This window comes from Bacteroidota bacterium, from assembly GCA_021300195.1.
GTDB lineage: Bacteria > Bacteroidota > Bacteroidia > J057 > JAJTIE01 > JAJTIE01.
Map to the genome: position 1 here is coordinate 1 of JAJTIE010000039.1, position 20,667 is coordinate 20,667.

Annotated in this window: 21 protein-coding genes and 2 tRNA genes; 11 read left to right on the forward strand and 12 right to left on the reverse strand. The window is 58.8% G+C overall.

Features of this window, described 5'->3' with window-relative positions; all coding sequences use genetic code 11:
* Positions 1-361: 361 nt before the first annotated feature.
* Positions 362-778 carry a DUF1987 domain-containing protein gene (locus tag LW884_08985; GenBank protein ID MCE3008460.1) on the reverse strand — a complete coding sequence of 139 codons (417 nt, stop codon included), beginning with the start codon at positions 776-778 and terminating at the stop codon, positions 362-364.
* 30 nt (positions 779-808) lie between these two features.
* Positions 809-1,582: an N-acetylmuramoyl-L-alanine amidase gene (locus tag LW884_08990; GenBank protein ID MCE3008461.1), complete on the reverse strand. Its 774-nt coding sequence runs from the start codon at positions 1,580-1,582 to the stop codon at positions 809-811.
* A gap of 68 nt (positions 1,583-1,650) precedes the next feature.
* Here LW884_08990 and LW884_08995 point away from each other — a divergent pair, with 68 nt between their 5' ends.
* The 9 genes from LW884_08995 (at position 1,651) to LW884_09035 (ending at position 10,586) form a co-directional block, all read left to right on the forward strand.
* The gene (locus tag LW884_08995; protein MCE3008462.1) at positions 1,651-4,407 is read left to right on the forward strand and encodes a hypothetical protein; all 2,757 of its coding nucleotides are present in this window, start codon (positions 1,651-1,653) and stop codon (positions 4,405-4,407) included.
* Positions 4,408-4,457: 50 nt separating this feature from the next.
* Positions 4,458-4,697, forward strand: coding sequence for a Rho-binding antiterminator (locus LW884_09000; GenBank protein MCE3008463.1), 240 nt, complete (start codon positions 4,458-4,460; stop codon positions 4,695-4,697).
* Positions 4,698-4,845: 148 nt separating this feature from the next.
* Positions 4,846-6,198, forward strand: a complete 1,353-nt coding sequence (locus LW884_09005; GenBank protein MCE3008464.1) for a DPP IV N-terminal domain-containing protein — start codon at positions 4,846-4,848, stop codon at positions 6,196-6,198.
* A 5-nt stretch (positions 6,199-6,203) separates the two neighbouring features.
* Complete coding sequence (locus LW884_09010) at positions 6,204-7,046, forward strand: alpha/beta fold hydrolase (protein ID MCE3008465.1); 843 nt, start codon at positions 6,204-6,206, stop codon at positions 7,044-7,046.
* A 36-nt stretch (positions 7,047-7,082) separates the two neighbouring features.
* Positions 7,083-8,057, forward strand: a complete 975-nt coding sequence (gene trpS / locus LW884_09015) for a tryptophan--tRNA ligase (protein ID MCE3008466.1) — start codon at positions 7,083-7,085, stop codon at positions 8,055-8,057.
* A gap of 90 nt (positions 8,058-8,147) precedes the next feature.
* Positions 8,148-8,218, forward strand: a tRNA-Gln gene (locus LW884_09020).
* A 17-nt stretch (positions 8,219-8,235) separates the two neighbouring features.
* Positions 8,236-9,165 carry a ribose-phosphate pyrophosphokinase gene (locus LW884_09025; GenBank protein ID MCE3008467.1) on the forward strand — a complete coding sequence of 310 codons (930 nt, stop codon included), beginning with the start codon at positions 8,236-8,238 and terminating at the stop codon, positions 9,163-9,165.
* Between the two features lie 6 nt (positions 9,166-9,171).
* Positions 9,172-9,747 (forward strand): 50S ribosomal protein L25, encoded by a 576-nt coding sequence (locus LW884_09030; protein ID MCE3008468.1) that lies wholly within the window; start codon positions 9,172-9,174, stop codon positions 9,745-9,747.
* Between the two features lie 74 nt (positions 9,748-9,821).
* Positions 9,822-10,586, forward strand: coding sequence for a M50 family metallopeptidase (locus LW884_09035; GenBank protein ID MCE3008469.1), 765 nt, complete (start codon positions 9,822-9,824; stop codon positions 10,584-10,586).
* A gap of 35 nt (positions 10,587-10,621) precedes the next feature.
* Here LW884_09035 and LW884_09040 read toward each other — a convergent pair whose 3' ends face one another.
* The 4 genes from LW884_09040 to mqnB all read right to left on the reverse strand — a co-directional run bounded on the left by LW884_09040 (position 10,622) and on the right by mqnB (position 12,760).
* Entirely contained in the window at positions 10,622-10,945 is a 324-nt protein-coding gene (locus tag LW884_09040) for a hypothetical protein (GenBank protein ID MCE3008470.1), read from the reverse strand.
* Between the two features lie 172 nt (positions 10,946-11,117).
* A tRNA-His gene (locus LW884_09045) sits at positions 11,118-11,193 on the reverse strand.
* A 93-nt stretch (positions 11,194-11,286) separates the two neighbouring features.
* Positions 11,287-12,078, reverse strand: a complete 792-nt coding sequence (locus tag LW884_09050) for a 1,4-dihydroxy-6-naphthoate synthase (protein ID MCE3008471.1) — start codon at positions 12,076-12,078, stop codon at positions 11,287-11,289.
* Complete coding sequence (gene mqnB, locus LW884_09055; protein MCE3008472.1) at positions 12,056-12,760, reverse strand: futalosine hydrolase; 705 nt, start codon at positions 12,758-12,760, stop codon at positions 12,056-12,058. Before mqnB ends, LW884_09050 begins: the two co-directional genes overlap by 23 nt.
* 25 nt (positions 12,761-12,785) lie before the next feature.
* On the opposite strand from mqnB, the gene LW884_09060 reads away from it, so the two are divergent.
* Both LW884_09060 and lptC read left to right on the forward strand, forming a co-directional pair.
* The gene (locus LW884_09060) at positions 12,786-13,997 is read left to right on the forward strand and encodes a glycosyltransferase family 4 protein (protein MCE3008473.1); all 1,212 of its coding nucleotides are present in this window, start codon (positions 12,786-12,788) and stop codon (positions 13,995-13,997) included.
* A gap of 17 nt (positions 13,998-14,014) precedes the next feature.
* Positions 14,015-14,566, forward strand: coding sequence for an LPS export ABC transporter periplasmic protein LptC (gene lptC / locus LW884_09065; protein MCE3008474.1), 552 nt, complete (start codon positions 14,015-14,017; stop codon positions 14,564-14,566).
* Between the two features lie 79 nt (positions 14,567-14,645).
* Here lptC and LW884_09070 read toward each other — a convergent pair whose 3' ends face one another.
* The 6 genes from LW884_09070 to rimO form a co-directional block, all read right to left on the reverse strand.
* Positions 14,646-15,857, reverse strand: coding sequence for a DUF935 domain-containing protein (locus LW884_09070; protein ID MCE3008475.1), 1,212 nt, complete (start codon positions 15,855-15,857; stop codon positions 14,646-14,648).
* 54 nt (positions 15,858-15,911) lie between these two features.
* Entirely contained in the window at positions 15,912-16,334 is a 423-nt protein-coding gene (locus tag LW884_09075) for a DUF1320 domain-containing protein (protein MCE3008476.1), read from the reverse strand.
* Between the two features lie 36 nt (positions 16,335-16,370).
* A complete protein-coding gene (locus LW884_09080) occupies positions 16,371-17,837 on the reverse strand; it encodes a hypothetical protein (GenBank protein MCE3008477.1) in 1,467 nt (488 codons plus the stop codon).
* Positions 17,834-18,124: a hypothetical protein gene (locus tag LW884_09085; protein MCE3008478.1), complete on the reverse strand. Its 291-nt coding sequence runs from the start codon at positions 18,122-18,124 to the stop codon at positions 17,834-17,836. Before LW884_09085 ends, LW884_09080 begins: the two co-directional genes overlap by 4 nt.
* Positions 18,125-18,236: 112 nt before the next feature.
* Positions 18,237-19,364, reverse strand: a complete 1,128-nt coding sequence (locus LW884_09090) for a hypothetical protein (protein MCE3008479.1) — start codon at positions 19,362-19,364, stop codon at positions 18,237-18,239.
* Entirely contained in the window at positions 19,303-20,646 is a 1,344-nt protein-coding gene (gene rimO / locus LW884_09095; protein MCE3008480.1) for a 30S ribosomal protein S12 methylthiotransferase RimO, read from the reverse strand. The genes LW884_09090 and rimO overlap by 62 nt, the downstream gene beginning before the upstream one ends.
* Between the last annotated feature and the right edge of the window lie 21 nt (positions 20,647-20,667).

Genomic DNA, 20,667 nt, shown 5'->3' on the forward strand with positions numbered 1-20,667 from the left:
AGGGTACACAAAAATAGGACAGACTCTATACGAGCATCCATTGAAAACTTGGTTGCATATGGGGGGAAGCAAAATATCCCTATTTAGCATGCTAAAGGTGCCTCGCGACTTATTTATGGAGTACAAAAGCTATCATTTTCGCCTAAGGGAACTTCGGAAATCAGCCACCTTGCAGCAGTCTGTGCATTTACTGGCTTTCTTTGTCTGCGAAACCCTTTCTGCCCCTAGGGTAGGTTCAGCACCTTGCCGCTTGTAAGCTTTCTATCTTACAGATCTGTCCCCAGCAGGATTTCGCGCCAACGCAGTTTTTAAGGAGGAGTCCGGTTTTAATCGTAAGGTTATCGTTCCTTGCAGCCGGCTTCTACTCCGAACCCTTATTCAGGCACACCAGCGAGATATTCACCTCGAATATCGATCCCAGGTCCTTCCCGATCTGCAGGTTGTCCTCGTCGTCTCTCTCGTACACCCATACGAGGTCAACACGCGGGAGGATCCCCGATTTTTCATAGCCTTTCAGCTTATCTACCAGCATAAACAGCTGCTTGGTGGAGCTGGTATTGATGTAATGTAGAGCCGAAACAAGCTTAAAGGGCTCTGTTCTCAGCATTTCTTTGTGCTTTTCCAGCCATTCCAGCACGGGATCAAACACTTCCAGCGCGTTGGCGGGATAGCAGGCACCCGAGAAGCTGAGAACATTTGTTTCAGCATCATAGTGAATCTCAGGACTGCTTTCGCTGGGAGATCTGTGAAACGGAGCTATGCCGGCGGGCTCATTCATATGCACGGCAAGATACGAAAACCCTGAATACTAGATACCTCTATACGCCTTGATGGCCTGATAAATGGAGCTGGAAATGTGGTCTTGTCCCTCGTTACTGGTCAGAAACTTCTCCTCATTGGGGTTTGAGATAAAGCCGGTTTCCACCAGCACACTTGGCATGCTGGTACGCCACAGCACCAGGAAGCCGGCCTGCTTTACACCCCGGTCATAGCGCCGGGTGGTGGTTACTATGCTCTTCTGTATCTTCTGTGCCAGGCTTAGGCTCTCCTGGTGGTGTGCATGCTGCGTTAGGCGGAACATAATGTAGGCCTCGGGGCTTTTGGGGTTAAACCCATCATACTTCTGGGTGTGGTTGTCCTCCATCAGGATGGAACTGTTTTCTTGCATAATCACGTCCAGCTGGGCCTCGCTCTTGTGCATGCCCACCGCATAGGTTTCTATCCCGTGGGCGCTGGGGTCGCTGTTGCTGTTGCAATGGATGCTGATAAAAAGGTCTGCGTGCTTGTCGTTTGCCTCATCTGCCCGCTCGTACAGGCCCACAAAGGCATCGGTGCTGCGTGTGCGCACTACCTTGATGTTCGGGTCATTGGCCGTTAGCATCTGGCTCAGCTTATTGGATATGGCCAGTGTTACGTTCTTTTCATAGTTACGCTTGCTGGCACCTATGGCACCTGCATCCTTGCCACCATGGCCGGCATCCAGTACAATGAGGCGTACCTGCCGAACGGGCCTGGGTGCCACCCAGGTGAAGGAGGAAAATGCAAACAGCAGACTAAAAATACAGAGGGAGAGAGGTCGCATAGCACTTACTTTTTACTTTTGTGGCGCTGCCCTTGCCAGTACGCGCTTATTGCAAATTTCGCACCTAATTGTCAAAAATAACATACCTACTGCTCCACAGTTGTGCGGTTCTGCTCCTAGTGGGGGGGTGGATAAGCCCGCTATGGGCGCAGGTGGACGCCGGAGGCCAGCCCACCAACACGCAGGCCGGCACGGCCACAGACAGCCTGCGTACCCTGCAGCAGGCTGCTACGGATACAACCCGTGAGGCCGACAGCCTATCCAAAGTGCGGGTGCTACAGGCTGATAGCCTGCTGCTGGATAGCCTGGAGCAAAATGCTACCCTGAAGGCCAGCGTGCGCTATGAGGCGGCAGACAGTGTTGTCTTTGACTTCAGCAGCCAGCGCCTGCTGCTGTATGAGCAGAGCAAGGTAGACTATACGGATATGAGCCTGAGCGCCAAACGAATCCAGATAGACATGGCTCAGAAGACCATGGCAGCCCAAGGGGTGGCCGATAGCCTGGGCCAGCTACAGGGCACCCCCACCTTTGTGCAGGGCGAGGATAAATACGAAACCGAGTCCATCCGCTACAACTACGCCACCGAGAAGGGGCAGGTTACCTATGCCTACACCACCCAGAACAACGAGCAGATCCTGGGCGAGCGGGCCCGGAGGAATCCGGACAAAACCTTCTATATAGAGAATGGGCGCTTCACCACCTGCACGCACCCGCATCCGCACTTCTACATAGGTGCCCGCAGGCTGAAGATGATCCCCAACGACCGAATCATCAGCGGGCCACTCTTCCTCAGCATAGCCGATGTACCCCTGCCCATCCTGCTGCCATTCGGCTTCTTCCCTTTTCAGAAAAGTCGCTCGAGCGGCCTGCTGTTTCCCGAGTTTGGCGAGGCCCGAGACCGGGGCTACTTCCTCCGCAACCTGGGCTTCTACTGGGCAGCCAGTGAGTACTGGGATCTGGCCATATTGGGAGACATCTACTCTCGGGGTGGCTATCGCATCAACCCCCGCATGAACTACCGGAAGCGCTATGGCTTCAATGGGTCGTTCAGTTTTGAGTACAGCCAAATAAGCGTAAACTTCCCGGAGGATGAGGGGTTTGCGGATCCCGCCTTCAACTATCGGCAAGAGACAAACTTTTTTGTAGACTGGACCCACAGCCAGACCCTAACACCCCAGAGCAGCCTGAATGCTAATGTGCATGCAGGCAGCAGCAACTACCTGCGGCGTAATGGGTTTGGCCAAGACATCCTGCGCAATGACTTGCGTTCCAGCATCTCGTACCAAACGCGCTTTCCGAGGCTGAAGGCCAGCCTGACGGCCAACCTGGACCACCAGCAGAACCTGAATGCCGTACAAGACCCCACCTTTGGCCTGGCACGCATGCTAAGCCTTACCCTCCCCAGGGTGGCCTTTAACAAAGACCGGATGTATCCATTCCGGCCCCTTGTGGGGGCTGCTAGCCGCAGATGGTATGAAAACATAGGCATAACCTACAATGCCGAGGTGCAGAACCAGCTACGCATACCCGATAGCCTGCTCTTCACCCCCGAGGCCTTTGACAGGCTAAACAGCGGCATGGTGCAGCGCGTGGGCATTAATACCAACCTGAAGCTACTGCAATACTTCAACCTTACGCCCAGCCTGAACTACAATGAGTACTGGTACCTGGAGGAGGTGCAGCGCAGGCACATAGCCCGTGGCGAAAAGCAGCTGGATAGCCTGGCTACCAAGCAGGTACAGAACGGATTTCAGCGCGGCGGAGACTGGAGCCTAAGCCTGAACCTGACCACCAACGTGTATGGCACCAGCCGAAAATTTGGCCGAAACCAGCTACAGGTACGCCACGTACTGCAGCCCAACCTGGGCTATACCTATCGGCCAGACTTTAGCCAGACCCAGTCCTACCGCACCATTACCAGTACAGACAGCCTGATGACGCAGCTTACCTACAGCCGCTTCGAGGGCCTGCTGTATGGCGGGCCACCCAGGGGCGAGCAGCAGCAGCTAAGCCTGAGCCTGAACAACCTGTGGGAGGCCAAGTACTATGCCCGAGATGCAAAAGTAGACAGCCTGACCGGCAAGCGCCAGTATACCTACCTGAAGCTGATAGATAACCTGGGCCTGGCAGGAAACTACAACTTTGCTGCGGACAGCTTTCAGCTTTCCCTCATCAATGCATCGCTACGCACGGTGCTGTATCGCGACCTGCTGAACCTGAACGTATCGGCCAACTATGACCCCTACGACTTTGTGACCACCGTAAACGAAACAACCCGGGTAGCGAGCTACCGCCGCCTGAATGAGTTTGGGGTGAAAAATGGCAAGCTTCTCCGCCTGGTGAATGCCAGCTTTGCCCTGGGGGCCACGGTGCGCAGGGGCCAGTTCGACTCGGATAGCCGAAAGGACAACCAGGCCAGAAGGGCTGCACGGCTGAGCCCTGCCCAGCAGGCCTACCGAAGCCTCTATCAGCCCATCAACTTCGACTGGCGCTTCGGGGCCAACTATACCCTAAATTATAGCCGACCCTTTGACGTGGCTACCGAGCAGATACGCCATAGCCTGAACCTGACTGCCGGCCTGAAGCCTACCCCCAACTGGGACCTGAGCCTGAACACGAACTACGACCTGGAGAACGAAGAATTTGCCTTTACCCAGGTGAACATAAGCCGAGACCTGCACTGCTGGCAGATGACCCTCAGCTGGATCCCCATTGGCATCCGACAGAGCTATCTCATTACCCTGAATGTAAAGGCCTCTACCCTGAAGGACCTGAAGATAACCAAGCGAAGAGACTGGCGCGATACCTTTATCGACATCCCCTAGTGCCCCGGCGCATACCAAACTATTTGCTTGCTTGCCGGGTTATTATGCCTATGAGCCAGTCTTATCTCCCCATAGATTGCAACCTGTACGACCGCTACCTGGCCCTGGCTACCCTGCGTAGCCCCATACGCCTGGTGTACCAGCTACCTGAGGTTACCTCCACGTATCAGCTAGAGGATACAATTGCTGATGTATATACCCAGGATGGGGCAGAGTGGCTACGCACCACCAACGGAGTCTGCATTCGGCTAGACCACATCCTGCAACTGCAGCCCCTACCCGTAGGCTAGCGCGCTGCTGGTGGGATCCTCCGGGGCACGCCGGCACCCTTTCTTCGCACCCGCTACCCGCTCAAAGTCGCCGTGTGTGCCTGTGGCCAAGGGCAGATTGATCGGCTGGCTGCTAGCCCCTATATTCGTGGGCTATTTTCTGATACACATGAGAAGAACCTGCCTGCTACTGGCCCTGCTGCTACCCCTGGTTGGGCTGGCACAGCCCACCCCCAAACCCCTGAGCCTGGAAGATATCTGGCTGTACTATCGCTTCTATCCGGCGGGTACCGATGGCTTTGCCTGGATGAAAGACGACCGCTACTACACCACCTATACCGAGGCCGGAGACCTGGTGCAGCAGGCCGTGGAGCACGAAGACCAGCAGCAGATGCTGGTAGAGGCCAAAGCCCTGAGCCTGAATGAAAAAAAGAGCCTGAGTGGCACCGCCTATACCCTGAGCACCGGTGGCGGAAAGCTGCTCTTCAGAACGGAACATAAGCCCATCTATCGCCACAGCGCTACCGATCAGTGCTATGTGTACGACCGGCAGGCTCAGCAGCTACAGCCTGTTTTCGATGCCAAGCCTATTATGCACCCCACCTTCAGCCCACAGGAGGACCGGGTAGCCTTTGTGTATGAAAACAACCTGTACATCCAGCCCCTGGGCCAGGAGGCAAAAGCCATCACCACCGATGGGCAGCGAAACCAGCTTATCTACGGCGCCAGCGACTGGGTGTACGAGGAGGAGTTTACCCTGGTGCGTGCCTACGAGTGGTCGCCCACGGGCCGCTACCTGGCCTACTACCGCTTTGACGAAACTGCGGTAAAGCAGTATAGCCTGGACCGCTACGGCAGCCTCTACCCCGAGCCTTATACCTTCAAATACCCCAAGGCCGGAGAGCTGAATGCTGCCGTAAGCCTGCACGTGTATGATACCCAAACCGGAAAGCACACGGACGTGCAAAGCCCCGCCTCGCCCGATGTGTACTACCCCCGCATCTGGTGGGCAGCCGGAGACCAGCTGGTGGTGGCCCGCATGAACCGACTGCAAAACCAGCTGGACCTACTGCTGGCCAGCCCCGAAAATGGCAGCACAGCCATCCTGCTACAGGAAAAGAGCGAAACCTACATACGCGAAATCAGCGAGCAAACCCTCACCTTCCTTGCCGATGGCAGGCGCTACATCTACCTGAGCGAAAAGGAGGGCTTTCAGCACGCCTATCTGCGCGAAATAAACAGCAGCAAAGAGATACAGCTGACTAAGGGAGACTGGGAGATTACCCACTTCTACGGTGTAGACGAAAAAGCCGGCCTCATCTACTACCAGAGCACGGAGGAAAGCCCCCTGGAGCGCCACATCTATCAGGCAGACCTGAGCGGAAAGAATAAGAAGCGGCTGACCGATGAGCCAGGCACACACGAGGCCGACTTTAGCCCAGGCCATAGCTACTGGGTGCACACCTACAGCAGTGTAGATACCCCCCCCTTATCCGCCTGCGAAATGCCAAGGGAAAAGTAGTGCGGGTGCTGGAAGACAATGCCGCCCTAAAGGAACGCATACAAAGCTATAAGCCGGTGGAGAAGCGCTTTTTCACCTTCAAAAACGAAGCGGGTGTGGAGCTGTACGGCTGGGAGATGCGCCCTGCCAGCCTGGAGCCAGCCCAAAAGTACCCGCTCCTGCTATACAGCTACAGTGGCCCAGGCAGCCAGCAGGTAAGCCGGGAATACAACCCGCTGGACTACTGGTGGTACCAGTACCTGTGCACACAGGGCTATGTGGTGGTGTGCGTAGACCCCCGAGGTACCGGGGCCAGGGGCCGCGACTTCCGGGCTGCTACCTACCGCCAGCTGGGCAAGTATGAAACCGAAGACCTGATAGCCACGGCCGACTACCTGGCCACCAAATCCTATATAGACCCCGCGCGGATCGGGGTATGGGGCTGGAGCTACGGCGGCTACATGAGCAGCCTGTGCATTACCAAGGGGGCACACCGCTTCCGCACGGCCATAGCCGTGGCCCCGGTTACCAACTGGCGCTTCTACGACACCATCTACACCGAGCGCTACATGGCCACCCCCCAGGAAAACCCCGACGGCTATGACGACAATAGCCCCATCAACCACGCGGATAAGCTGAAGGGCAGCTACCTGCTGATACACGGCATGGCCGACGACAACGTCCACCTGCAGAATGCCGCCGAAATGGCCGCTGCCCTGGTGGAAAATAACCGGGACTTCGAAATGTTTTTCTACCCAAACAAAAACCACGGCATCTACGGGGGCTACACCCGCCTGCATCTGTACCGCCAGATGACCGAATTCCTCGACCGCACCCTCAAGGGGGCCCAGCCTGGCACACGCCACTAGGCAGCCCGTTATCACACGCATTTCATACACCCCTTTATGCCCCGCATCCTTACTGGTATACAGGCCTCTGGTAGCCCCCATATGGGCAACCTGCTGGGGGCCATCCTGCCCGCCCTGGCCCTTAGCCAGGCAGAGCCTAGCCCCAGCTTCTTCTTCATCGCCAACCTGCACGCCCTCACCAGCCTGAAGGATGCCGCCGCCGTACGCCGCAATACACAGGCTGTGGCCGCCGCCTGGCTGGCCTGTGGCCTGGATGTAGAGAAAGATGTATTCTACCGGCAGAGCGAGATACCCGAGGTTACGGAGCTGGCCTGGTACCTCAGCTGCTTCACCCCCTATCCCATGCTGGCAAATGCCCACAGCTTCAAGGACAAGCAAGCCCAGCTGGCCGACGTGAATGCGGGCTTGTTTACCTATCCGGTGCTTATGGCGGCAGACATCCTGCTGTATGAGGCCGAGCTGATACCTGTGGGCAAAGACCAGCAGCAGCACCTGGAGATGACCCGAGACATAGCCGGTGCCTTCAACCGCCAGCTGGGCGACACCTTTCGGCTACCCGAAGCGAAGATAAGCGAGGAGGTAATGACCATACCCGGCATAGACGGGCGCAAGATGAGCAAGAGCTACCAAAACTACATCGATATCTTTCTGCCCGAGCGCGAGCTGCGAAAGGTGGTGATGAAAATAGTAACCGACAGCACCCCCATGGAGGCGCCCAAAGACCCGGATAGCTGCAATGTAGTGGCCCTGTACCGCCTGGTGGCAGAGCCCGATCAGATAGCCAGCATGGAGCAAAGCTACCGAGCCGGAAACTATGGCTACGGCCATGCCAAGCAGGCCCTATACGAGGCGCTACTACAGCGCTTTGCCACCCAGCGGGCACGCCATGCCGAGCTGATGGCAAACCCGCAGGTAATAGAACAAGCCCTACAGCTGGGCGAACAAAAAGCCCGGGCCATAGCTGGCGCCGTACTGGCGCGTGTGCGCACACAGATGGGAACCACCGCCTGAAAAACAGCGCAGGTGCGGCCAATTTTTTTGCAAAAAATTACGGCTCCATACTGGCATTTAACCGAAACGTATCTATATTTGCATCCCCATTGCCCCGTCGTCTAAAGGTAGGACAGTTGATTTTGGTTCAATATGTGGGGGTTCGAATCCTCCCGGGGCAACTACCTCTTTACACTGCATGCGCCAGTTCCAGCTCTTCTCCGGTTCCGCCTCCCAGTATTTGGCAGAGGAAATAGCAACCGAGTACGGCTGCACCTTGGGCGAGGTAGAGATACAGCGATTCTCGGACGGAGAGATGCAGCCTACCTTCAAGGTAAGCACAAGAGGGAACGATGTATACATCATACAGAGTACCCTGCCGCCAGCAGACAATATGATGGAGCTGCTGCTGATGATGGATGCTGCCAAGCGCAGCAGTGCCAGCGCCGTTACCGTAGTGATTCCCTACTTTGGCTACGCACGCCAGGACCGTAAAGACAAGCCCCGCGTGAGCATAGGGGCCAAGCTGATGGCAAACCTGCTGGTATCCTCTGGTGCCACACGGGTAGTAACCATGGACCTCCACGCCGGGCAGATCCAAGGCTTTTTTGATATTCCGGTAGACAACCTGGAGGCTACCTCCGTCTTCATACCCTACATGGAGGCACTGGCCCTGGAAGACCTGACCATAGCCAGCCCCGATATGGGCGGTGTGGCACGCGCCCGCACCTATGCCAAGCACCTGAAGGCTGAGCTGGTGATGGTAGACAAATACCGCGAGCGGGCAAATCAGGTATCCAGTATGCGCCTCATTGGCGATGTGAAAGACCGGAATGTATTGATTGTGGATGACATCATCGACACAGCCGGTACCCTTACCAAGTCTGCCGAGTACATCATGGAGCAGGGTGCCCGCAGTGTGCGTGCCGCCATTACTCACCCAATCCTCAGCGGCCCGGCCTACGAGCGGATAAACGCCTCCGTAATCGACGAACTACTGGTAACCAATACGCTGCCGCTCAGGCAAAAAAGCGATAAAATCAAGGTGCTCTCCATTGCCCCCATTTTTGCTGAGGCACTGAAGAAAATCCATCATTACGAATCTGTCAGTTCACTGTTTTTGGTATAGACCACCATGAAAACGATACAATTAAAAGCACAAAAGCGCGAGGAAATCGGCAAAAGCAGCGTAAAGAAAGTACGCGGTGCAGGTATGACCCCCGCCGTTATCTATACCCCCGAGGGTCCTCATCACATAAAGGTGGAGACCAAGGAGGTGATTAAGGTACTCTTCACCCCCGATACTTACCTGATCCACCTGGATGTGGCAGGCAAAACTTTCACCACGATTGTAAAGCATGCCAGCTTCCACCCCCTGCATGACAATGTGCTGGACGTGGAGTTTCAGCTGGTGCATGCCGATAGGCCCATACAGGTGAAGCTGCCCGTACAGCTGAAGGGCAACTCCCCCGGTGTACTGGCTGGTGGCCGCCTGGTGCAGAAGTCGCGCAAACTGAAAGTGCGCGGTATGGCACAGCACCTGCCCGAGCTACTAACCGTAGACATTAGCGAGCTGCGCCTGGGCCATAGCCTGAAGGTGCGCGACCTGAAGTACGATACCTTCATTATTGCCGAGAATGGCGATGTGCCCATTGCCTCGGTTGAGCTGACTCGTACCCTGCGCCAAGAGGCTGCTTCTTCAGGTAAATAGCACAGAATATTAACCTCTAAGTTAAACGGGAGTCGTTGCTTGCCAGCGAGTCCCGTTTTAATTTTCACCCACGTATGCAGGACTGGGTTACACGCTTTTTTCGCAGGTACCTCATCGGGTTCGACTTTCGGTACATCTCCATCCTGGTGGCGATGTTTCTTGTCACCCTCTTTCTGTGGGATACGGTTATTATCCATCCCTTCAAGGTGTTTGTGGTGATGGTACATGAGCTAAGCCATGGCGTGGCGGCCCTGGCTACGGGTGGGGGCATCTCACACATCGAGATTGAACCCTCGCTTGGCGGGGTGTGCTACACCTATGGGGGCATCTGGTGGATCATCCTGTCGGCGGGCTACACCGGTAGCATGCTGGTGGGTGCCCTGCTGCTACTGCTAGCCAGCAAGACCAGACTGGATAAGCCTATTTCCATTGTGCTAGGTTCTATTCTGCTATGGCTCACTATACGCTATGTGGCCAATGACTACGGCCAGGTGTTCGGTTTTCTGGGCGGCAGTGGGCTCATCCTGCTGGGTATCTGGGGGAGCATGGTGCTCAATGAACTATTGCTGCAGTACGTAGGCCTTACCAGTATGCTCTATGCTGTCATTGATGTGTACGACGATACCATCGCCCGCCGGTTTGACACTTCAGATGCGGGGCTCTTTGCGGATCTTACTGGCCTGAGCAGCACATTCTGGGGCGCTGTGTGGATGCTGTTTTCCATCCTGATCGGGGGCTTTATTCTTTGGCGTACGGTGCGTACGGCACCATCCCGGCATCCTGGCAATCTGCCAAGGCCTCAGGCATCCGGCACGGCCACTACCGGCACGGCCACTTAGGCGCAGGCAATACCCTCCATCGCCGATACGGCAGCCTAGGAAGCGCTTCCGGCCACCTCTTCTACAAAGCGCTCTATCCGATTGCGCGTTAGTGGCTCCAGCCGGTTTTCTACCAGCTTCAGGCTACCACTGCCTACCCCCTCCAGGCGGAAAAGCACCTGCTGATCTTCCATCACGCATAGCCGCAGCTGTTCCCCCTCCAGGGCCAGCTCCAGGGCCCAGCCATAGCCGTCTGCCCAGCGGGTTTGGTGTGCCGCTGTTGTCGCCTCCAGTTCCTCGCCCCGCAGGCGCGCTATCATTTCGGGCAGCTCGGCTTGCAGCCGTTCATACAGTTCGTGTGCTTCCATTTCTTCTACCATTCTGGCCGTAAGGTAGCATGTATGGGCGGAAACATGCACTGACGAAAGTCATCTTTTGCCCGCAGGCTGCCGGAAGCGGGGTGGGGGAGTGCAAGTTGTCTTTGCCCGTTTCGGGCAGGATGCGCCGCGCGTGGCATTAAAAAAGGGCCGAGTAGGCTCTTGTTTCAATATCGGGAGGAAGACGGGGTTCGAACCCGCGACCTTTGGAACCACAATCCAACGCTCTAACCAACTGAGCTACATCCTCCATGTTCCCAATCCTGCCAAGCACGCTTGGGGAGGGCAAAGATACACATCTTTGGCTTCAGCGTAAGGGGGAGCTGCGGAAAAAAGTACAAAAATCAGTTGTCTTTTTTCAGCTGTTCGGCCACGGCCCGCAGCTTTTCTACGGCAGCCCGTCCTTTCTGCCCCAGTTCCAGGCTATAGTCATTTACATACAGGGCTATATGCTGCAGCATCACGGTCTCCTCCATCTCTTGCGCGTGGGCGCGTACATAGGGTAGCACAGCCTCGGGCTGCTGCCGGGCATAGGCAATGCTCGCCCGGATCAGTCTGGCCAGGTCGGCCCGCACGTCTGGCCGCAGGCTTTCCCGGGCCACAATGCCCCCCAGGGGGATGGGCAGCTGTGTCTGCTGCTCCCAATAGCTACCCAGGTCGGCTAGCTGTAGTAGCCCATACTGCGGATAGGTGAAGCGGCTTTCGTGGATGATAAGACCTGCATCGTACTCGCCAGCCGCCACGGCTGGCATAATCTCGCTAAACAGCCGCACGGTCTTGTGCCGGGCCTGGGGTGCGTAGAATGCCAGCAGCAGGTTGGCTGTCGTATCGGCGCCTGGTATGGCAATATGGGCCTGCGCCAGGTCCTGGATGGGCTGGCGCGCCACTAGCAGTGGGCCTACCCCCTGGCCCAGTGCCGCCCCGCTGTCTAGTAGGCTCCAGCCCTGTAGCTGCGTGTAGGCGTAGAAGGATACCTTGCATACATCGGCCTGCTGCTGCCGGGCCAGGCTATTCAGGTCCTTGATGTCTTCCAGCACCACCTCAAAGTCGTAGGCGTGGGGGATAAGCCCCAGCACCAGTGCGCCAAACATGAAGGTGTCGTTGGGGCAGGGGCTATAGGCCAGCTTCAGCTTCATCTGCCAGTAACATGAGGTGTGCAAAAATGAATTCCTCCAGCTTCTTGATAGCCAGGGGTATTTCCCACTTGTTTCGGTCTCGGCCCGCCACAGCATTGCTCACAGCACGGAAGGCATAGAAGCGCAAGCGGTGCTCCAGGCAGAGCTGGAAGAATGCGGCAGACTCCATTGTTTCCACCTCGGGCTGCCAGCGCTGCTGGCGTTGGGCAATCAGTGCTGCATCTCCGGCTACGGTGTTGGCTGTCAGGCCCCGCACCTTGGGCACAGGCAGGCGGCTGGGCCGGGGGTTTACCAGCTGGTTGTAGTAGGGGCTACCGCCCAGGGTGCCCAGCGGAAAACCCAGCTGCCCCAGGTCGAGAAACCTGCCTGCTGCGTCTGTGGCACCCAGGTCTCCATACAGCTCTTCGGCTATCTCCACCACCGTGCCGGGGGCGTGCCCCACATAGCTGCCACATATGCCCAGGTTGATGGCCAGGTGGTAGGGCCTGCGGGCCAGCAGCTGGGCCAGGTGGGCAGCGGTATTCACCATCCCGATGCCTGTAACCAGCAGGCTTAGCGCATGCCCACCCAGCTCTCCCTCGCGGCAGGCAGCATCCTCCGCTTGTGCGCCCAGGCCCAGCCGATCGGCCAGGCCTGCTGCCTCGCCCGCTGTGGCGGCTACCAGCAGGATGTTTAGTTTCATAGCTGCAAAATGCAGATTTTTACGCATGCACATTGCGCTACTGTCTATCCCCGGAAACTTTCACTGCCAGAAGTGGGCTCATGCCCTGCAGCAGGCAGGTGCGCGTGTGAGCATCTATAGCCTGGAGGCGGCCCAGGTGCCGGGGCTTCGTAGCGTACACATCCGCCCGGCCTATAGCTGGCGCGGGCGCTACCGCTTTCCCAGCTATGGGCATTCGGCCCGCCGCCTGCGTGCCGCGCTGGAGCAGGACCGGGTAGAGCTGGTGCAGGCCCTGCACCTTACCCCCTTCGGCTGGTGGGGGCTGCAGGCTGGCCACAGGCCCCTGGTGGCATCGGCCCTGGGGGCCGATGTGCTGGAGTATGTGCCCGGTGCACCGGCCCTGGGCTACAATGCCTCGCGCCCTGGGGGGTGGCTGCAGCGGCACAAGCGCGCCTATTATCGCCGCATTGTGCAGCAGGTGCTGGCCCGGGCCGACCTGCTAACGGCAGACAACCAGCACCTGGCCCGGCAGCTGCAGCAGCACTTTGGTGTAGCTGCGCAGCGCGTCATGCTGCTGCCCTGGGGGGTGGCCAGCGCCATCCGGAGGCCTGATGCCAGCCTGCTGCCCGCCCTGTATGCCCGGCTAGGCCTGCAGCCCGGCCACCCGCTCATCCTGGCACCCCGGGGAGCCAATGGGTTTTATCAGGCCGATGTCATCCTGCATGCCTTTGAGCAGATCTTGCAGGGGCCGAGTGGCAGCTATGGGCACCAGCTGGTACTGCTCAGTGCTGGCTATGCCGTGGGGGCCGACATACGGCGGCAGGCACACCGCCTTATGCAGCGCTATCCGGCATTCCGCTTCTACGAGGGGCAGCTGAGTGCGGCAGAGATGGGCGCACTCTGGAGCCAGACCACCGCCTTTATCAGCGCCCCGCTTTACGACGGCTATTCGGCCACGGTGGCCGAGGGGCGTACGGTGGGGGCTATCCCCCTTGTGAGTGACCTGCCTGCCTACCGCGAGGAGCTGATACCGGATGAAACCGGCCTTTTTATTGCCCCCTTTACGCCCAGCCGATTGGCGGCCACGCTGGCCGAGGTGCTGGCCCGCACCCAGGATGGCCCAGCGGCCTATGCCCGGCTAAGGCAGCGCAACCAGGCCTGGGCCGAGGAGCATGCAGACATTCTGCCGGGTGCCCGCAGATTCCTGGATAGCTGCCAGCAGCTGGTGGCCGCGCACCAGCGCACAGCACGGCACTAATTTGGTATCTTAGGCCCATGAATAGACTCGGGATGGGCGCAGCGATCTTCTGCCTGATTGCACTGGGCATAGCCTGTGGTGGCAGCAAGGATGTGCCACAGGACTTGGCATCGCTGCGCAAGAAGGAGCCCCTGGCCACAGGCTTCAGCCCCGAAATTATGTATTCGGATTCGGCCCGCATCAAGGCCCGCATCAAGGCCCGATACATGTATGAAGAGCTGGATGCGCAAAACCAGCCCATCTACCGGGCGCAGACCAGTGTGCACATGATCTTCTACAACCGGCAGGGTGCCCAGGAGGCTAGCCTGACCAGCGACCGGGCCATCCTGTACCAGCAGGAGAACAAAATGGAAGCTTTTGACGAAGTGGTGGTAACAACGGCAAACGGGGACATCCTGGAGACCGAGCACCTGGTGTACCTGGCCAACCAGCAGCGGGTGTATACCAACCAGTTTGTAAAAATTACCCGCCCGGGCGAGATTATCCTGGCGGATAGCATGGAGAGCACCAACAATATGCAGAACTACCGCATCTTCAAGATTCGGGGTATTATCCGGCTGAAGGAGTAGCCGGTGGGCAGGGGGCCAAAAAAGAAAGGGCGGCCTACCAGGCCGCCCTGGGGTGTTCAGGTGTTTGCGGGGCATGGGCCTAGGCCTGCTCGGCCTCGCTGGCCGGTAGCCCGGCAGCTAGCAGGGGCAGGCCGAAGCGATGGGACAGATACTGGGGGTCTATGGGGTAGCGTTCGGCCAGTTTCAGCAGGTCGGCAGGGCTCAGCTGCTCATAGCGGCTGAAACGGAACTGTAGCCGGGCCAAGGGAGCCCCCAGCTGGCTGAGCCGGGGCAGCAGCTCGCTGTTCAGCACCCGCTCTACAAAGCGCAGGTCTGCCTGCACCAGCTGCTCCTGCATGGCCAGGTGCACCTCGGCCTGAGACCGGCTGCTGCCGCTATCGGTGGTCATGGTTTGGCCCAGTATCAGCTTGCTCAGTTCGGTATTACAGCGCTCCACCAGTTTGTCATACACGGGGCTGCCATCGCTGCGGGCACTTTCTACAAAGTCCAGTTCCTCCTGCTTGTCCATCACAATGTGGTAGGCAGCCCGCATATCGCTCAGCATATCGCTCAGGGCCTGTTTTCGGTCGGGGTCCAGGGCCTCCGTTTTGGCTATGGCCACCGGCATGCCGAATAGTTGGCAGTATTCGGCCCAAAACTTGGTGGCAGCCCGTTTCCACAGCACGTGCGGGGCGGCCTTGTACAGCAGCCCCAGGTCTTCCGGCTGGCCTACCTCTATCAGCTGCGTTTGCCACTGCTCCACGCCCCGGTAGGGTATTTGCCTGCCTGCCAGGTGGCCATCGGCCAGCAGGTTGCCAGATATAGGCTCCACATACTGCATCGGAAATTTATACACCCCGCTTAGTTTCCCCTGTTCCAGCGGGCCTAGCTCTATCAGCACATGGCCCTCCAGTCGGCTCTCCAGTATGGCGCGGATTGCATCCTCCAGCCAGGGCTGGTTCAGCCATTTTTTGGCCAGTGCATCCTCGCGCCCCCGGCTACTCAGCAGGCTGAAGTCTTGCGCCAGCACAGCCTCCTGCCGGTTTCGGATCAGGGCCGAGAGGTGGGCATCCAGACGTATCTCCTGGTATACCCGTGCCAGCTCTCGCCGCTGGGGGTGTTCTCGGCTTTCGGCATGCCGCAGGGCGCTTCGCCAGCTGCCTATGTCCTCGTTCATGCGGTGCAGGGTTCGCTGCATCAGCTGCTGGTGCAGCGGGCTGCTGCCACGGTAGGCAGCGTGTATGGGTGTGGGCGGGGTGGGGGCCTGGCTACTACGCAGCCGGCCACGCAGGGCATCTATCAGCTTGGGCATAAGGCTATGGGGGGGAAAGTGGTTGGAAAAAAATCGAGTGGTTCGGGGTGGGGGCTAAAATGCGCTCAGGTCTTCCTTGGGCAGGCCCCCGTAGCGGATGTCGGTTTCGGGCTGTTCGGCATTGCGTATACGGGCTGGCAGGTCTGCACTGCGCTCGCCATTCACCACGGCACGCACCCAGTCTGTAGCCTGGCGGTAGCGCTGCTGCCGTAGGTCGGGTATGCTGTGCGGGTTTACACGTGCAAAGAGGTGATACAGCAGCGTATCGGCCACGGCCTGCACCACCATGGCATGGCGGAGGATACCAGCTTGGCCAAAAATGACATCCGTATCATACAGTCCATCCAGGTAGCTGCGCACCTCGGCCAGGGCTGCCCGCTCGGCCTCGTCCAGCAGGGTGGCATCTCCGCCGGTTATCTGTAGCAGCAGTTCCGGCTTCAGCAGCCGGTTCAGGTCAGTTTGGGTCAAAAAAATCATGTTGTGGGGGAAATGAGTGTGATTGAAGGACGGTTGTTAGAAATCTTGTTTGGGCCGGACCCGGTACACCGGCCCCGGGGTCTGCTGGTTCTGCTTCATTAGCAGTGCCAGGGCACCCTCCAGGGCATCGGGTCCGTCGTCGTGCGCGCGGCTGCCCGCCTCCAGGGCCATCAGCTGTGCCAGCAGGGTTTGGGTATCCGGGTCTTGTTGCAGGCCCGCTGCCCAGTACACCAGTCCCTGCTCAAAGAGTGTGGCCATGCGGCCAATGCGGGTTAGCTTAGGCTCCTTCTTCCTATTGTCGGCCAGTATGGGTAGGGGGCTACCTGCCTCCAGGCCTTGGGTGTAGAAGGGCTGCAGGAGTGTTTTCTGGTGGAAGTTTGCCTCCATATACCAGCGGGTAATGGGCAGCTCGGCCTGGCGGCTGTAGCACCAGTGCACCAGCTCCTCCATGCGGCACTGGCGGCAGAAGCAGGCGAGCACCCAGTAGCGCTGCTGGTGTGCACACAGCACTACTGCGGCCTTGTAGTCGCCGGTCTCGGTCCAGCTGGGGTCTATGTAGGCCAGTGCGGGGCCGGGGCTGTACAGGGCCTCGTAGCGGATGTGCTCGGCCCGAAAGAGCGTGCCGGTGGCCACCGGGTTGTTGAAGTACTCCTGCTGGCTGCTGCGGTATCCCAGCCGGCGGATCATCAGCTGGATGTCGGCCAGGCTGTACTTGCCCGGCCAGGCCGATTCTCCGGCTTCGTTCAGTATGTTCACCCGCTGCAGGCAGGCCCCCGCTACCTGTGCCAGTTTTGTGATGATGCTGTGTGGGGCTATCACGTTGTTCAGGGCCAGCAGGCGTGTGGCCCCTGGGCTGCCCGCCATATACAGGCTCTCCATTACCCAGCGGTGGCTCTGCTCCACGCGTTTCGGGTTTCGGCATTCGTGGTCGTCGTCTATGTCATCCAGCCAGATAAAGTCGGGCCGCTTTCCTTTCAGCTGCTCCCCGCGCGGGTTCTGCCCCTTCCCGTATGCCCGGAAACCCCGGCCTCCCTGTAGGCTGAAGTCGCCCCTACGCCAGTGCCCCTGCTGCACTTTCAGCCCATAGTCTTCGCACAGCGCCCGGTTCTCCTCCAGTTCTATTTGCAGTTCGCCCATCAGCTTCAGAGCTTTCTCCCGGCTGCTGCTGGCCAGTAGGCCGAAGCGTAGCTTGCCCAGGCAGAGTAGCCACAGGATGGCCATGCGGGCGGTGCTGGTTTTGCTCAGCCCGCGCGCCCATTGGCACACGATGAAGGCTGCTGGATCGGCCAGCAGGCTATGCGCCATCTGTAGCTGGAAAGGGGCCATTTCGGCCGTAGCTATGTGCGGGAAGTAGTGGGCGCAGAAGCCCGCAAAGTCGGTTTCAAACTGCTGGAGGCGCTTTTTCAGGCCGTGGTTTTGCTGGGTCTGTCGCTGCTTGTCCAGCAGGTTCTGCCGGTAGGCCGCCAGCTCTTTCTGTATCCGCTGTGCCTGGGCGGTGGTCATGCCAGCTGGATGATCAACCGGTCCAGCGCCTCTTTCAGCTCCAGAGACAGGGATTCGTCTGTCTGAATAATCTGCGCCATTAGGTGCCTGCACGCATGGCGAATCAGCTCCGGGTGCTGCTGAATATGATCTGTGCGCAGGGCGCAGCGGTGCAGCCGGTCTTTCATCCGGGTCAGGATGTCCAGCTCTTTGAGTGCAGTTTCCGGCTCGGCCAGGGCTTCAGTCAGGCGCTCGTCCAGGGCAGCCAGCTGCGCCCAGTCGGTGGTTTGACGGTTGTTTGCTTGCATGCCACAAAGGAAGCCCCCTGCTTTCAATCCGCCAAAAGGGCTTTCTTTACGGAGTGCTGTGGCCTACCCGCTTAGTTTTTCTGCTTACTCCAGCGGCTTTTTGCCCGCCAGTCTACAGGCCTTCGTAGAGGTTTTCCTTTAGCTGTCCATCCGGGCCAAATAGCAGCACCATATTCCAGTGGGGGTACAGCCACTGGTTTGGCTTGGGGGTTACGGGGTCTTGCAGCTGGATGTAGTACTGTGCCTGTTGGCTATGGTGGGAGCCCAGCAGCTGTTCGGCCTGGTGTAGCCGCTGGTAGTAGGCGGCCTGCAGGGCCAGGTAGCCGCCGCCCCAGCGGGTAGCCAGCTGCTGCCAGGGGTCGGGCCTGGTGGGCAGGCTGCCCCACCAGATGGGCCTGTGTGCCGGGTTTGCGGCCAGGGCACTATCCAGGCCCGGCCAGATGAGTAGCAAGGGCTTATGCTTGCGCCACAGCACCTGTGCATCGGAGAGTACCACCAGCTCTAGCAGGTACTCGCCACTGGGCAGGCTGGCTGTTTGCAGCTCATCGGCCAGGGTATTCAGCCCCTGTTTCAGGTAGATGGTTTCGGCATACTGCTCTTGGCTGTGGTACTGCTGCGCGGGGCTACTGCTTGCCAGGGGCTGTTTTTTGTAGAGGATGGTGCGCAGGGTAACGGGCCCGCTGGAGGGGCTGTATAGCTGGGCATAGTAGGCCAGGCGCTCATATTGGTTGGGCACAGTGTAGCCCAGGATGGGCAGCAGCTGGCTGGCCTGGTACGAGTAGCGTTCGCTCAGGATCAGGTCTGAGCCGCGCAGGCCGTCCGAGCCCGGGTAGGGGATGCTGCAGGGCAGCAGCTGGCTGGCATAGTAGGTGCCGGTCTGGTCCTTCCAGCTTACTAGCAGCAGGTAGGGCCCGGGTGGGGCTAGCAGCAGCTGCTCGTAGTAGTAGGCCTGCTGTGCCGGTGGCAGGGGCTCCACGGTATGCAGCAGGCTGGTGGCCTGTGTTTTCCACTCGGCTACCCGCCGGTGGTGCTGCCACAGGGTGTAGGTTATTTCGGATCGATTTTGGCACTGGTGCTGCACCTCCTGGTAGCGCAGCAGCTGGGCCGGTATTCGGATGAGGGCCCATAGCCGGGCCTGCCCGGTTTCGCTCAGGCGCTGCACACAGGCTAGCTCCAGGCTAGGCCGTGCGTGCAGGGTGCCCAGGCACAGTAGCAAACAGATCGAACTCCGTAGCATCATAGATATCTGCCAGATAAAAAGAACCTGCCTGCAGGTTGGCACCTGTTATCAGCACCTCATTGTCTACCTCGGGGCTATCGTATTCGGTGCGGCCTATGTACCATTCTCCCTCTTGCCGGTCTATCAGCACCCGCAGCTGCTGGCCTATGCGCTGCTGGTTCAGTTCTGCCGATATCTGCTGCTGTAGGGCCATCACCTCTTCGGCCCGGGCCTCTTTTGCGTCTTGGGGCAGGCTGTCTGCATACTGGTGGGCGTGCGTACCCTCTTCGTGGCTGTAGGTGAAGACCCCCAGGCGTTCGAAGCGCATTTCTTCTACAAAGCGCATCAGGGCTCGGTGGTCGGCCTCGGTTTCGCCGGGGTGGCCCACCAGTAGGGTGGTGCGCAGGGCTATGCCAGGCACTTGCTGGCGGATGTGGTGGATCAGCTCGCGTGTCTTAGCCTCTGTTATACCCCGCCGCATGGCCTTCAGCACCGGGTCGGCTATGTGCTGTAGGGGGATATCCAGGTAGTTGCACAAGGTGGGGCGCTCGGCCACCAGGGGCAGGATCTCGGTGGGGAAGCCGCTGGGATAGGCATAGTGCAGGCGCACCCACTCTATGCCGGCTACCTGGCTCAGGGCATCCAGCAGGTCGTACAGGCGGCGCTTTTTGTACAGGTCCAGCCCATAGTAGGTCAGGTCTTGCGCAATCAGGATCAGCTCCTTCACCCCCCGCTGTGCCAGGAAGTGGGCTTCCTCTACCAGGCTCTCCAGGCTGCGGCTCCGGTGCTTGCCCCGCATGAGGGGGATGGCGCAGAAGGAGCAGGGGCGGTCGCAGCCCTCCGATATTTTCAGGTAGGCATAGTGCCCGGTGCCGGTCAGCTTTCGCTCGCCTACCAGCTCCCGGCGGTAGTCGGCACCCAGCGTGCTTAGCAGGTCGGGCAGGTCCTGGGTGCCAAAGTAGCCGTCCACTTCGGGTATCTCCACCTTCAGCTCGTCGCGGTAGCGTTCGCTCAGGCAGCCGGTTACGTATACGCGCTCTACCTCACCTGCTTCCTTTCGGCGTACATAGTCCAGTATCGTCTGTATGCTTTCCTCCTTGGCATTGTCTATAAAGCCACAGGTATTGATCACCACGGTGCTGGCCGCATCTGTAGCCCCCTCGTGCACGGCTGCCAGGCCACTGGCCTGCAGCTGGCCCAGCATTACCTCTGTGTCCACCAGGTTTTTGCTGCATCCCAGGGTGATGACATTGATCTCGGCCGTACGTGTGCCAGCGCGGCTTTGGGTGGGCTTGGTGTGCATGATTGGTACAAAAATACGAGG

Coding starts and splice junctions, on each gene's coding strand:
- LW884_09080 (MCE3008477.1), bottom strand. CDS start 17,837: ATGACCACCGCCCAGGCACAGCGGATACAGAAAGAGCTGGCGGCCTAC.
- LW884_08985 (MCE3008460.1), bottom strand. CDS start 778: ATGAATGAGCCCGCCGGCATAGCTCCGTTTCACAGATCTCCCAGCGAA.
- LW884_09050 (MCE3008471.1), bottom strand. CDS start 12,078: ATGAAGCTGAAGCTGGCCTATAGCCCCTGCCCCAACGACACCTTCATG.
- rimO (MCE3008480.1), bottom strand. CDS start 20,646: ATGCACACCAAGCCCACCCAAAGCCGCGCTGGCACACGTACGGCCGAG.
- LW884_09070 (MCE3008475.1), bottom strand. CDS start 15,857: ATGCCCAAGCTGATAGATGCCCTGCGTGGCCGGCTGCGTAGTAGCCAG.
- trpS (MCE3008466.1), top strand. CDS start 7,083: ATGCCCCGCATCCTTACTGGTATACAGGCCTCTGGTAGCCCCCATATG.
- LW884_09035 (MCE3008469.1), top strand. CDS start 9,822: ATGCAGGACTGGGTTACACGCTTTTTTCGCAGGTACCTCATCGGGTTC.
- lptC (MCE3008474.1), top strand. CDS start 14,015: ATGAATAGACTCGGGATGGGCGCAGCGATCTTCTGCCTGATTGCACTG.
- LW884_09000 (MCE3008463.1), top strand. CDS start 4,458: ATGAGCCAGTCTTATCTCCCCATAGATTGCAACCTGTACGACCGCTAC.
- LW884_09075 (MCE3008476.1), bottom strand. CDS start 16,334: ATGATTTTTTTGACCCAAACTGACCTGAACCGGCTGCTGAAGCCGGAA.
- LW884_08990 (MCE3008461.1), bottom strand. CDS start 1,582: ATGCGACCTCTCTCCCTCTGTATTTTTAGTCTGCTGTTTGCATTTTCC.
- mqnB (MCE3008472.1), bottom strand. CDS start 12,760: ATGAAACTAAACATCCTGCTGGTAGCCGCCACAGCGGGCGAGGCAGCA.
- LW884_09025 (MCE3008467.1), top strand. CDS start 8,236: ATGCGCCAGTTCCAGCTCTTCTCCGGTTCCGCCTCCCAGTATTTGGCA.
- LW884_09005 (MCE3008464.1), top strand. CDS start 4,846: ATGAGAAGAACCTGCCTGCTACTGGCCCTGCTGCTACCCCTGGTTGGG.
- LW884_09090 (MCE3008479.1), bottom strand. CDS start 19,364: ATGATGCTACGGAGTTCGATCTGTTTGCTACTGTGCCTGGGCACCCTG.
- LW884_09060 (MCE3008473.1), top strand. CDS start 12,786: ATGCACATTGCGCTACTGTCTATCCCCGGAAACTTTCACTGCCAGAAG.
- LW884_09085 (MCE3008478.1), bottom strand. CDS start 18,124: ATGCAAGCAAACAACCGTCAAACCACCGACTGGGCGCAGCTGGCTGCC.
- LW884_09040 (MCE3008470.1), bottom strand. CDS start 10,945: ATGGTAGAAGAAATGGAAGCACACGAACTGTATGAACGGCTGCAAGCC.
- LW884_09030 (MCE3008468.1), top strand. CDS start 9,172: ATGAAAACGATACAATTAAAAGCACAAAAGCGCGAGGAAATCGGCAAA.